Raw genomic sequence first — 11,832 nt, 5'->3', positions numbered from 1 at the left:
AGAATTAACGTTGACGCTTTTGTTTGTTTAGTTTTCAAAGAACAATTCTTGCCCGTCGTTAAAAGCGACTTTTTAAATATAACATAAAAATTTCAAGCTTGTCAACAAATTTTTTGTTTTTTTGATTTTTGAATTAATCCTCACGATGAGGACGAAATCTAATATAACACGTGAACAAAATGTTTGCAATGTACTTTTTTAAAAATACCAATATAATTTTTTTCTTTTCACTCTATTTCAATTCAAGTCTTTCTCTGTTCCTCATTTTCCGACAGAACATATTTATTGATATCCACAAATTATCAACAATTTATCCACAAGTGTTCATAAATTTATTCACATTATCCACAAAAAATTTCGAAAAAAGAGTTGATTCCTTTGAAATTATTACTTTATAAAATACAAAAAAATTTGATGTCATTACTTTTTATCCATTTTTTACTCCAAGTTCTCAACTTCCACCTGAGTAACCCCGGCTAAGGATTTCAATTGGTGATAAACTTCTGTTGTATAGACATTTTTATTTGTAGTGATAATACCACTGACCGTAACGTCATCCTTTTCTTCTTTTAATTTAATTCGCTTTATCCCAATTTTCCTGCTTTTCATTTCTTTCAATAAATTGGTTAAATCCGTTGTCTTATCAATGATTAACTTGAATTTGATTTCTTTTTCACTTAACTTTTTTGGTCCAATCCACTCGAACAGAAAAGGGATGATTTTTACCCCAATGATAATAAAAATAACACCTAACAACGCCTCTACGTAAAAACCAGCACCAATAGCTATCCCAATTCCTGCAGAAGCTAAAACTAATGCAGCAGTTGTTAATCCTGATATAGCTTCATTACTCCTTCGTAAAATCACTCCTGCCCCTAAGAAACCAATACCGCTAATGACATACGACGGTATGCGCCCGGGATCCATTGGACGAGAGTATTCTTTAGAATAAAGAAAAGCGGACTCATAAGATACAATCGTTAATAAACAAGCCATTACCGATACAATTTGGCATGTTTTTAAACCTAAAGGCTTTCCTTTTAATTCTCTTTCTAATCCAATGACTAAACCTGCAAATCCTGCAAATATTAATCTTATCAAAACTTCATTTTTTATAATCGAATCGGCTATATGATTCACTTTCACTCCCCCTTTAACCTGTTTTTAAATCTATTTTATTAATATATAACATAATTACAGTGATAAGCTTTTTAATTAGTTATGATTTCTGTTATATTTTTCTCGATAGTAAAGAATGGTATGTAAAAACACAAAAACTTAACGATACATGAAAGAAGCTCCTTCCATTTTCTTTATTTAAAAGTGAATAAAGGATTTTGTTTTTCCTGTTCAAAATATTCCTTTATATACTTTTATATGACAAAAATTGAAAAACCCACTGCAACGTACACTTCCTCACGCAGGTACGTATTATGATTATTTTAAATTAATCGTTTTACAATGCTGTCAACGAACTTTATGCATCTTTCTATATCTTGCGATTGCGGCATCAGCTCTACTTTTAAAGTAGCAGCTAAATTTGTGCGAACATATAACATATCTCTAAATTCATCAACTGCGCCACAAAACTTAGGATAAAACCGATCTCCGGTCCCGACCACGCCAGTAATCACCTTTTTTACATCTTGGTTCTCAAAGGCTCGATATAGTTCTATCATCTCTTGAGGGATATCTCCGTTCCCCCATGTATAGGTTGCAACTACAATTGCATGAAATTGATTTAAATGACTAATTGGAAACTGATCAATAGAATATATTGAAATATTTAAAGGATATTTCCGAAAGAACTGGTGGATTATGCTTACCAGTTCTTCTGTGTTTCCTGTTATAGAAGTATAAACGATGGCTATGTTCATCTTTCAACACCTATAATTCATCGAAACCGTTTGATTGAGTCACTTTTGTATACGTTCTAGATTTTTGTTCAAAGAAGTCCGATTTTGTTTCATTGATCATCTCATCACTAAATACGTGGATCCATGGCATTGGGTTGTCCCTGTCTTTATAAAGATTTTGCAATCCAAGCTGACGCAAACGTTTATTAGCCAGATATTCGATGTAGGCGTCGAATTCATACAAATCAATACCGTCTATATCCTTTAAGATGAAATGTGCCCACTCCTTTTCAAGTTGAACGGCCTTTTCAATCGTATTGTAAATATAATCAATATTTTCGGCTGTATTTAATTCCGGGTTTTCTGTTAATAGAATTCGAATAAATTGGGAAATAAAATAGGCATGCTGCATTTCATCCCGCTGGATATAGCTAATCATTGTACTCGTTTTCAACATTTTTTGCTGTCGGGCCAGATTATAGAAAAAGGCAAATCCTGCATAAAAGTAAATGCCTTCAAGATTAATAGAATTTACACCAAGTTTAAACAGATTTAATGGTGTAGGATTTTCGCGGAAGCTTTCATATGTATCTAATATAAGTTGGTTTCGCTTTTGTACAATTGGATCATTTTTTGCTTGATTGAAGCGGTCGTTCTGTTCACTTAAGGGGACAAGTGAGCTTAAGATATAAGAATACGACTCATTGTGAACTGCTTCTTGTTGAGAAATAACGGCGAAAATGGCTTTAAAGCTGGAATCGGTGACATAATCCATTACATGGCTCATTGTAGGTGTTTGCAAACTATCCAGAGAAGCTAATTGTGTGTTGATGCGCAAAAAAACATCCTGTTCAATTTTACTGAGGAGATCCCATTGCTTGATATCATCTTGCATGTTGATCTCCTGAGCTTTCCAAAAATTCGATAGTAATGTTTGATATAATTTATACATTTGAGGATAAGCGATATCATTCCAGTTTAATAACCCGGAACATTCCCCATTTATTATACCTGTCGATTTATTTGGATGCTGTGGATTAAGCAGCATAATTCTTTTTAATGGTGAATGCAAGTTCATCAAAAAGTCCCTCCCGTAAAACGTTTTAAAATGGGGATTGTCCAAGGACAGCCCCCTCTATCCTTTAAAGTTTAAGCGAATAGGTTTGGCTATGGTTTAAGTTTTAGCTATGGCAGGCTTCGCATTCTTCTATTTCTGCCTGTGATGTGCTTCTTACATAGTATGTGGTCTTTAAGCCCTGCTTCCATGCTTCAAGATGGAGGTTTAGTAAATCTTTTGCTTTAATATCATGCCGCACATATAAGTTAAAGCTGATCGATTGGTCAATATGGCGCTGGCGTGCCGCATTTTGTCTAATGCTCCATCGCTGATCTAATTCATGTCTTGCACGTCGATAATAATTGTAGGTAACATGATTCAAATCTGGTGCGGTTACTTTAAATTTAAAATTTTTCTTTTCTTCAGCGTATTCTACTGCGTATAAAGGATCGATCCCATCTGTTGATCCGCCGATTTTCGCAGTTGATGAATTAGGTGCAATTGCCATCAGCCAGCCGTTCCGAATTCCATATTTGGCTACGTCTTCTTTTAATTTGATCCAGCGGCTTGAAACATAGTTTCTTCGTTCAAAATAAAGACCTGTATGCCATTCAGAACCTATAAATTGGCTGTATGCTCCTTTTTCCTTTGCAAGTTCCATGGAAGTACGGATGGTGTAGAATGCAATATCTTCATAAAGTTTATCTGTATATTGAACAGCCTCTTCAGACTCCCAATGAATCCCCTCAAGAGCAAGAAGGTGATGCCAGCCAAATGTTCCCAAACCGACTGCTCGGTATTTTTTATTTGTTTGTTGTGCCTGACCTACCGAAATCGTATTTATGTCAATGACATTATCCAGCATTCTGACTTGAATACGGATTAAACTCTCCAACACATTTACTGGAACAGCTTTTGCAAGATTAATAGAGGACAGGTTGCAAACAACGAAATCCCCTGGTTTACGAACGATAACGATATTTCCGTCCTTATCTTGATATTCTTTTATGATCATTGTCGCAGACATATTTTGAGCAATTTCTGTACATAAATTACTGCAAAAGATGGAAGTTCGTCCTTCACCTAATAAATGCTTGTTCGGGTTTTGCCGGTTTACTTCATCACGGTAAAACATATAAGGCGTTCCTGTTTCCAACTGCGAAATCATAATACGGGCCATTATATCCATTGCACGATAAGTTTTACGGGGCAAAAGTGGGTGATTGACAGCTTCTTCGTATTTCTCTGTAAAATACTTTTTATCTTTTTCATCATAAAAATCTTCAAGTCCGAGGGGGGTGCCATGTTCATCTTTCCATCCCATGATTTGTTTGACTTGATGAGGACAGAATGTATGCCATAGCCCGATGCTTCTTCCGTTTTCATCTACCTCCTGCAACTTTTCCATAAACAAATCCGGTATTGTCACACCTGTGAAAATATCATGTGCTTTTCGGCGTTCATCTCCATTATTCGTTTTTAAATCAAGAAATCCGTTCATGATGTCTTTATGGAATATATCAAGATAAACAGCCACGGCCCCTTGCCGCTGCCCCAATTGGTCGACATTAACGGCAGTATCATTAATTAAACGGATCCATGGTACAACCCCTGAAGAATTCCCTTTAAATTTTTTAATATCGGAACCCAGTGCCCGTACTTTTCCAAAATAGATTCCAATTCCGCCCCCGTCTTTACTTAATCTTGCGATATCCCAATTATTCAAATAAATGCCATCGAGAGAATCATCGACCGTATCAATAAAGCATGATGAAAGTTGACCGTAGCTTTTACCGGCATTTGACAATGTAGGGGTGGCTACTGTCATATAAAGATTACTTAATGCCCAATACGCTTCCTTAACAAGGTCTAATCGGATAGACTGGTTTTCGAGTTTCATAAGGGTCATGGCAATAATCAAGAATCGTTCCTGTGGAAGCTCATAAATATTCTGATCGTGATCCTTTGCCAGATATCGGTCAGCAAGTAAAAAAAGTCCTATATAATTAAATAAATGATCACGATCAGGATCGATCTCTTTTCCCAACTCATCGATTTCATCTTTCGTATAATAGGACAGGAGATCACTAGAATAAATCCCTTTTTCGGTTAATACTTTAATGAGCTGATAAAAATCTCCATACTTTAAAGAACGGTCATAGCATCGATTAGTTGCTGCCTTTTCATATAATTCATTAAGATATAAACGGGCCGCGACAAACGTCCAATTAGGCTGATCCATCGTAATGTGATTTAAAGCATAAAATAAAGCCTGTTGATTTGTCTCAGACTCAGTTGCGTTCAGTTCTTTTATTCGTTTTATGATTTCAGTTGCATCGATATCATATTTCTTTACAGCCTGGTTGACAGCTTCCAACACGTAATGAAGTTCTGAATAGGTTTCTGTACTCAAAATTTTCCCTCCTAAATAAAAAAATCCGCTCAAGGATTTTGAGCGGATGAAACGATAGCATCAAAAGGTATGCAGGAAAGAAAAAACCAGTCCTATTCCTTCTGTCGCCACCGTTTCATCTTCTCAATCCCCGAAGAAGTTGAAACATCTTAAAATAAGACAGGTCTCCTGACTTATGCATCCTCCTACTTTGAGCCCTTCCCATATAAGCACCTACAAAGCTTACTTATACAGTGGTCTGCTCATTTCGTCAGCAATTACAGTTGCGGGGGCAGTTCTGGATTCTCACCAGATTCCCTATTAAGCCTAACGGCATCTTATTTTAAGGCAACACAATATATAGTATTTGTCATCTTTGATTATTACAATATATAGATGTAAGTTCAATATTAAAGTAACTGCTTTATTTTTTCAAGTATTTTTGACTTCATTTGTTAAATTTTTGTCAAGGTTGTTGTCAAACTCTGCTGTAAAAAAAACGACGAAAAAACCAATTGTCATAATTTTTAAAGAATATACGATTCTTCTTGAATTGAAATTTACTATTGCATAAAAAGCAAGATGCCGCTATAATATCTTTTGTACCTTATACGGGGCATTAGCTCAGCTGGGAGAGCGCTTGCATGGCATGCAAGAGGTCAGCGGTTCGAGCCCGCTATGCTCCACTTAATAGTTTAAAATGAAACGCCAATTCAATTGAATGGGTGTTTTTTATTGTAGATGGGATTGAAAAGTACATTTTTTCCAAGACTTTATAGATGAAATTTTATTTATAATATGCTATTTGGGAGAAATAATCATATCTATCATTCTGGAGAAGTACCCAAGTGGTTTAAGGGGGCGCACTCGAAATGCGCTAGGACGGGCAACCGTTGCGTGAGTTCGAATCTCACCTTCTCCGCTTGTAGCAAACGATTTTTGCGTTCAAAACGCCACTGTCTTTTATTATTTAATAGAAAATGGGGCTGACTCATAAGGGTCTGACCCCCTCCAACAATAAAAATATAAAATCGATTTATTAATGATTGTCTATATATTGATTGGAGGGGTCTTACCCTATACTTTTGAGTCAGCCCTATTTTTTTGCATTTAACTAGATTAAGACTATTAACTTACGGTTTAAAAATTCCAAATGATGGTTAAATGGGTTGGGGCAATAAGATTTTTGTGGAATACGAGGAAACAGGCAATCTAGATCTTGTCGTATCTTACAAAAAGGAATCTAAAAATTCGTGATAAGAAATTCAGAACAGTCGGTGCTCCCCATAGTTTATTAGCTTTTAATGAAAAAAAGGTAAGCAAATAAATTAATCATAACTAATATTTGCTTACCTTTTCATTTTTAAGGTGTTTTATTTTTTTTCTTGTTAAATGGCCGCATTAAAATGTTTGGGCTAAGTCCTTAGCTCGGGCAATTGCATTTTCTTTAATTTCTTGAGCTTTGTCGGGCATTGCATTATGCCCTTCAACAAATAGACCTTCAAAAGAAGGCACACCGAAAAATTTCATCATAACGTCAAGATATCTGTGTCCCATCTCCAATTCAGTTGCAGGACCTTCAGAGTAGATACCGCCGCGCGCCTGAATGTGCAATGCTTTTTTATCTGTTAATAGACCAACTGGTCCTTGTTCCGTATATTTAAAAGTTTTTCCAGCAACAGCAACTGAATCAAGATATGCCTTCATTACTGGAGGGAATGAAAAATTCCATAAAGGTGTTACAAATACATATTTATCTGCTGCGATAAACTGTTCACAAAGTTCTGAAAGCCGCCCAACTTTTGCTTGCTCTTCTGAAGAAAGTTCTTCAAAGGCTTGGCCGGATCGAAGTTTTCCCCAACCGCTAAGAACGTCGGCATCAATTTGCGGAATGCTTTCTTTATATAAATCAATATGAACAACTTCATCGTTCGGATTTACTTCCTTATAAGTATCGATAAATGCTTTTCCTGCTGCCAAACTGAAGGATTGTGTTTCATTGAGCGGGTGCGCTGTGATGTACAAAACTTTTGCCATGATGTTTCTCACCTTTCTTTAATTAAATTTTTTTTTGACAATTTAGTTTTCATTAAAAAACTAAAAAACAGTCAAAATATTTTATCTTGAATTAAATTATTTTTAATTCGAGATAAATAATACTAAATTTTTAATTTCTAATCAACACTTTTGTATCAGAAAACATAAAAAGGATTTGCCTGAAATTACAAATCGTGTAAGGTCTTGATCTTTACTGTCTAAGCTATTATAATAAAAAACTGATGTCCCAGTAGCTCAGCAGGATAGAGCAACAGTTTCCTAAACTGTAGGTCGGGAGTTCGAATCTCTCCTGGGACGCTTTATTAAATTTACATAATAAATTAAGAGGCGGATATTACCAATTTCCGCCTCTTTTTATTTAAAAAAACGAAGAGGGCCCGACTCAATTTGTCAGGCCCTTTTTGATTGAAACCAATCTCCGAAAACTTAATTACAAAGGCAAAAGAGCAATTGTTTCACGTGAACGGATATCTTCAATCATTTTTACCCATTCCTGCGGTTTAGACGAAAGCACAGAATAATAAGTAGTAAGAAAATCTGCTACCAAGCCTGCCGGAAGTTCTGTTACACTTTCGTCCATCGGCATAAAGCAAAGATCCAGTCCCGAAACCGCCTCTCCGTTATTCTCCCATGAAGGATGCACATATGAAAGGTCAAGGCGTTTATAGCCAAGGTGTGAAAGCACCTCGCGGCGAACGTAAGGATCCATCGGTTTTACTCCGCCAAATTGATAGTTTTCTACTTGGTAAGGGTCGTAAATTTCAGCAAACATTCCAAATAATTCATTTCCGTTTTCTTTTGCTAAGTTTTGCAAATCTTTTAAACGATTTTGAGCAAGAAAGCGGCCAAGGCTTAAGCCGGGTTTCCCAATAATCGTAAAATCTGTCATCGCAATGTTCCAGTCTTTGTAGTAGCGGTATTCCGTCGCTCCAACTACCTCATCCTCATGAACCGCTACAAATACTCGGATATCAGGGTCCTCTAACGGTTCTTTCCATAGATCAAATTCTAGCACTTCTTCAGGAGGAAATACCTCTTTCATTAAATTATGAAGTTTTGAAAACAACGGATCTTCAATGCTTGTTATACGTACATATTCCATATGTCATCCCCCAATGCATAATTCTTTTTTTACGCTCTTTTCTAAAAATTTTATGTTTTTAGAAAATCCTTAAGTTGCTCGATGTTAAAATCAAAAGCTTCGTACATTTACAGCAAATTATCAATCTTATTGATTTCCATATTTGTTATAGAACAAACGTTCAATATAACCTTTATTTAAATGGATTTTTCCATTCCATTAATGCGGCATATCCACATGATTCTTCATCACCCAGATAATTTTCCACAACCCCGATTGGCATACGGCCGCAACGGAGCAAGAACGTAATGACAGGGTCTTTCAATTCTCCTTTGACAACTGCTTGCAAATATTCATCAGCTGACATTTCGTCTGCCTTCTTGTGATAGCCGGGCATCCGCCCACCGCCGAGCAGCCGGTCAAGCCCTTTTTGAATCACGACATGGTACATTGACTGCATCATAATTTTTCCGAGCCCAAGCTTTCTGTATTTAGGGCGGACGCTGATATCAACAATATACAATGTATTTCCATTTGGATTATGATTGCGGATATAGCCGTTATCGGTAACTTCTTCCCACGTGTGGTTCGGGTGTTCAGGGTCAAAATCCGTTATAAGGCCAGTGAGTGACCCTGCCAATTCACCATTCACTTCGATGCACAATGCTCCCTCCGGAAACAAGGTAGCATGATTATTCAACTGCTCTTTATTCCACCATAATTCTGATGGAAACGGCGGAGGAAAGCATTCAGATTGAATTTGAATAAGGTCATCAAAATCTTTCTCCGTATAGTTTCGAACTACAGCCGGCAACGGGCGATCCTGATCATACACATATATTTCACTGCGGTAATAAATGTTACGATCTTTCAACTTCGATTCCCTCCCAGTCCGGATATAAATCATTTCTGCGGTCGCGCCATGTTGTCACAGATCCCCGCTCACGCACTTCATACAGAAGTTCTAAATCAAGATCCGCTGTTATAATCATATCGTCGTTTATTTCACCTTCTGCCAAGATTCCCTTTGGCGGAAAAGGAATATCATTCGGTGTAATAATAGCCGCCTGACCAAAATTAGCGCGCATAAAATCAACAGTCGGCAAGGAGCCGATTGTTCCCGTTACAACGACATACACTTGATTTTCAATTGCTCTTGCATGGCTGGTGTAGCGCACACGGTGGAAGCCGTGGCGGTCATCCGTACAGGATGGGCAGAAGATAACGTCCGCTCCTTTTGCTTTTGCCATCCGGACGATTTCCGGAAATTCAATATCATAACAAGTAAGGAGAGCAATTTTTCCCTTCTCTGTGTCAAAGATACGGAAGTCATCACCCGGCGCCATATTCCATTCATGAACCTCTGTCGGCGTGATGTGCAGCTTTGCCTGCTCTTCGATTCTTCCATCCGGATAAAATAAATGAGCTACGTTGTAAAGACGGTCATTTCTGCGAATGACATGGGTGCCGCCAATGATATGCATGTTTGTTTCCTTAGCAAAGTTTGAAAAAAGAGTTCGGTATTGCTCCGTAAAATCAGGTAATTTGTCGATTGGCAACCCTTTTCCATCCTTGCTTCCGATCGATAAAAGCTGTGTCGTAAAAAATTCAGGGAAAAGAATAAATTCCGCATCAAATTCCTGGGCAGTTTTTATATAATGTTCGCATTGTCTTGCAAACTCATCAAACGAATTAATTGTATGCAAATGATACTGAACAGCTGAAACGCGAATTTTCAACTCAATCCCCCCTGTATGGTTCTATGCATTATTTTATTTCTCTATTGTGATTATGAGTCATTTTTTACATTTTCACAAGTACTGACTTTTGTGTTATATGGTAACAAAAAAGTAACCAACTTTTATGAAACTTACTGTCAAGGTACAAGACTTATTAGGGTATGAACATTCAAATATGTATTTCAAATTATAGTATTGTTAATAATGGTCAAAGAATACTTGTTTAGAGGTGAAAAGTGTGCCCCAACGTCTCTATGCAAAATTATTGCGGCTTCCAATTATATTACGAACTCTTTTTTTGGCATTATCGGCTATAATCTCTTTTGGTGCACTTATACATATAATCGAACCCTCTACATTTCCATCTATTTTTGACGGCATCTGGTGGGCAATTATCACAACATCAACTGTCGGATACGGAGATTTTGCTCCCAAAACAATTCCAGGACGAATAACTGGAATGTTTCTAATCCTGACAGGGGCTGGGTTTTTATCATTTTACTTTGTAAATTTGGCAACAGCAACCGTTACAAGACAAAACGCATATTTAGAAGGAAAGGTGGCATTTAAAGGCATGGGGCATTTGATCATAATTGGTTGGAACGAGCGATCAAGAGAAATTATCCATCATTTATCGAATGCCGGACATAAACAGCAAATTATTCTAATTGACGAAACACTCGAATCCAATCCAATGCCCAACATTCTTCACTTTGTAAAAGGGAGAGCGAATCAGGACGAAACTTTGGTAAAAGCGAACATTTTTAAAGCTGAAAAAGTGTTAATTACATCGGACCAACATCAAGATGAATTGCATGCCGATATGTTCTCGATTCTTGCCCTTTTGACGATAAAAGGGTTATGTCCCTCTGTTTATTGTATTGTTGAGGTATTGACAACTGAACAGTTGGCCAATGCAAAGCGTGCCGGAGCTGACGAAATTATTCAATCGAACGTTCTGACTAGTTTTGTGATGGAGAATAGCATAACAGCCAGAAAAAAAATGCCTTCGATGTTAGAACTAATAGGTCAGCTTAACGGAGGTAATCTGACTTTGTGTGAAGCATCAGAAAATTTAATCGGGAAATCCTTCAAGGAGGCTTCCTCTTTATTACTGGCAGAAGGGGTTTTAATTATAGGCATAAAAAGAGGGGAGGAAACTTTTATAAATCCCTCCCACCCGTTTATCATTTCTAAAAATGATCAATTGCTTAAGATTATTAATTAATCAGGCAACAAGACAGATTCTAATTCATTCACGAGCGACTTTCCAATGTCTATATATTTTTCAGGAAAGCTTGCATCTTTATCGACCGGTTCTGAAAATTGATTTAAAGACGTAAGAGTATTTCCAATAGAGGCATTGTCATCCAATCCGCTTTCGTATATATGTGAAAGCAGATACGGCCTTTCTACCTTAACGGTGCAGCTATGGGTGTCAAGCTGACCATCAATCGCCCTAAACGGAATCCTTAAAAATTGATACCCTGCTTCATCATCAATTTTATAATCAAATGAACCATGATCATATTCCCAGCTGCCGCCAATCGAATATCCTAAAGGCTTTAATAACTGTTCAAGCTTGTATAAATCAAAATGCAATCCTTCAACCTTTGAAGGGATTTCGATCATAATCTATGCCACCTTTC

At 37.0% G+C, this 11,832-nt stretch carries 10 protein-coding genes, 3 tRNA genes and 1 riboswitch; of the genes, 4 read left to right on the top strand and 9 right to left on the bottom strand.

Annotated features, from left to right (window positions below; genetic code table 11):
• Positions 1-438: 438 nt before the first annotated feature.
• The 4 genes from PB1_RS09840 to PB1_RS09825 form a co-directional block, all read right to left on the bottom strand.
• Positions 439-1,140 (bottom strand): MgtC/SapB family protein, encoded by a 702-nt coding sequence (locus PB1_RS09840; protein WP_003352230.1) that lies wholly within the window; start codon positions 1,138-1,140, stop codon positions 439-441.
• Positions 1,141-1,442: 302 nt separating this feature from the next.
• Complete coding sequence (locus PB1_RS09835) at positions 1,443-1,877, bottom strand: flavodoxin domain-containing protein (protein WP_003352229.1); 435 nt, start codon at positions 1,875-1,877, stop codon at positions 1,443-1,445.
• A 10-nt stretch (positions 1,878-1,887) separates the two neighbouring features.
• Complete coding sequence (locus PB1_RS09830) at positions 1,888-2,934, bottom strand: ribonucleotide-diphosphate reductase subunit beta (protein ID WP_003352228.1); 1,047 nt, start codon at positions 2,932-2,934, stop codon at positions 1,888-1,890.
• A gap of 103 nt (positions 2,935-3,037) precedes the next feature.
• Positions 3,038-5,326 carry a ribonucleoside-diphosphate reductase subunit alpha gene (locus PB1_RS09825; RefSeq protein WP_003352226.1) on the bottom strand — a complete coding sequence of 763 codons (2,289 nt, stop codon included), beginning with the start codon at positions 5,324-5,326 and terminating at the stop codon, positions 3,038-3,040.
• A 141-nt stretch (positions 5,327-5,467) separates the two neighbouring features.
• A riboswitch (cobalamin riboswitch) is annotated at positions 5,468-5,661 on the bottom strand.
• Between the two features lie 257 nt (positions 5,662-5,918).
• Between PB1_RS09825 and PB1_RS09820 the strand changes: the two genes are divergently transcribed.
• Both PB1_RS09820 and PB1_RS09815 read left to right on the top strand, forming a co-directional pair.
• Positions 5,919-5,991 (top strand) — tRNA-Ala (locus tag PB1_RS09820).
• A gap of 148 nt (positions 5,992-6,139) precedes the next feature.
• Positions 6,140-6,227, top strand: a tRNA-Ser gene (locus PB1_RS09815).
• A 479-nt stretch (positions 6,228-6,706) separates the two neighbouring features.
• Here PB1_RS09815 and PB1_RS09810 read toward each other — a convergent pair.
• Positions 6,707-7,342 carry an FMN-dependent NADH-azoreductase gene (locus PB1_RS09810; protein ID WP_003352225.1) on the bottom strand — a complete coding sequence of 212 codons (636 nt, stop codon included), beginning with the start codon at positions 7,340-7,342 and terminating at the stop codon, positions 6,707-6,709.
• 244 nt (positions 7,343-7,586) lie between these two features.
• Here PB1_RS09810 and PB1_RS09805 point away from each other — a divergent pair.
• A tRNA-Arg gene (locus PB1_RS09805) sits at positions 7,587-7,660 on the top strand.
• A gap of 133 nt (positions 7,661-7,793) precedes the next feature.
• Here the strand turns inward: PB1_RS09805 and PB1_RS09800 are convergent.
• The 3 genes from PB1_RS09800 to PB1_RS09790 all read right to left on the bottom strand — a co-directional run bounded on the left by PB1_RS09800 (position 7,794) and on the right by PB1_RS09790 (position 10,183).
• Complete coding sequence (locus PB1_RS09800) at positions 7,794-8,465, bottom strand: hypothetical protein (RefSeq protein ID WP_003352224.1); 672 nt, start codon at positions 8,463-8,465, stop codon at positions 7,794-7,796.
• A gap of 172 nt (positions 8,466-8,637) precedes the next feature.
• Positions 8,638-9,351 carry a GNAT family N-acetyltransferase gene (locus PB1_RS09795; protein ID WP_050979096.1) on the bottom strand — a complete coding sequence of 238 codons (714 nt, stop codon included), beginning with the start codon at positions 9,349-9,351 and terminating at the stop codon, positions 8,638-8,640.
• Positions 9,305-10,183, bottom strand: coding sequence for a carbon-nitrogen hydrolase family protein (locus PB1_RS09790; protein WP_003352222.1), 879 nt, complete (start codon positions 10,181-10,183; stop codon positions 9,305-9,307). The genes PB1_RS09795 and PB1_RS09790 overlap by 47 nt, the downstream gene beginning before the upstream one ends.
• Before the next feature lie 238 nt (positions 10,184-10,421).
• On the opposite strand from PB1_RS09790, the gene PB1_RS09785 reads away from it, so the two are divergent.
• Complete coding sequence (locus PB1_RS09785; protein ID WP_003352221.1) at positions 10,422-11,411, top strand: potassium channel family protein; 990 nt, start codon at positions 10,422-10,424, stop codon at positions 11,409-11,411.
• Here PB1_RS09785 and PB1_RS09780 read toward each other — a convergent pair.
• Positions 11,408-11,815: a YugN-like family protein gene (locus tag PB1_RS09780; protein WP_003352220.1), complete on the bottom strand. Its 408-nt coding sequence runs from the start codon at positions 11,813-11,815 to the stop codon at positions 11,408-11,410. The genes PB1_RS09785 and PB1_RS09780 overlap by 4 nt on opposite strands.
• Between the last annotated feature and the right edge of the window lie 17 nt (positions 11,816-11,832).

The sequence above is a fragment of the Bacillus methanolicus PB1 genome, assembly GCF_000262755.1.
GTDB classification, from domain to species: Bacteria; Bacillota; Bacilli; order Bacillales; family Cytobacillaceae; genus Bacillus_Z; species Bacillus_Z methanolicus.
The sequence above is the reverse complement of the archived record's forward strand: the minus strand, read 5'-3'. Positions and strand labels throughout refer to the sequence as shown.

Excerpts from the sequence above, each read along its gene's own strand:
- PB1_RS09795 (WP_050979096.1), bottom strand. The coding sequence starts at position 9,351 with ATGATTTATATCCGGACTGGGAGGGAATCGAAGTTGAAAGATCGTAAC.
- PB1_RS09780 (WP_003352220.1), bottom strand. The coding sequence starts at position 11,815 with ATGATCGAAATCCCTTCAAAGGTTGAAGGATTGCATTTTGATTTATAC.
- PB1_RS09830 (WP_003352228.1), bottom strand. The coding sequence starts at position 2,934 with ATGAACTTGCATTCACCATTAAAAAGAATTATGCTGCTTAATCCACAG.
- PB1_RS09810 (WP_003352225.1), bottom strand. The coding sequence starts at position 7,342 with ATGGCAAAAGTTTTGTACATCACAGCGCACCCGCTCAATGAAACACAA.
- PB1_RS09835 (WP_003352229.1), bottom strand. The coding sequence starts at position 1,877 with ATGAACATAGCCATCGTTTATACTTCTATAACAGGAAACACAGAAGAA.
- PB1_RS09800 (WP_003352224.1), bottom strand. The coding sequence starts at position 8,465 with ATGGAATATGTACGTATAACAAGCATTGAAGATCCGTTGTTTTCAAAA.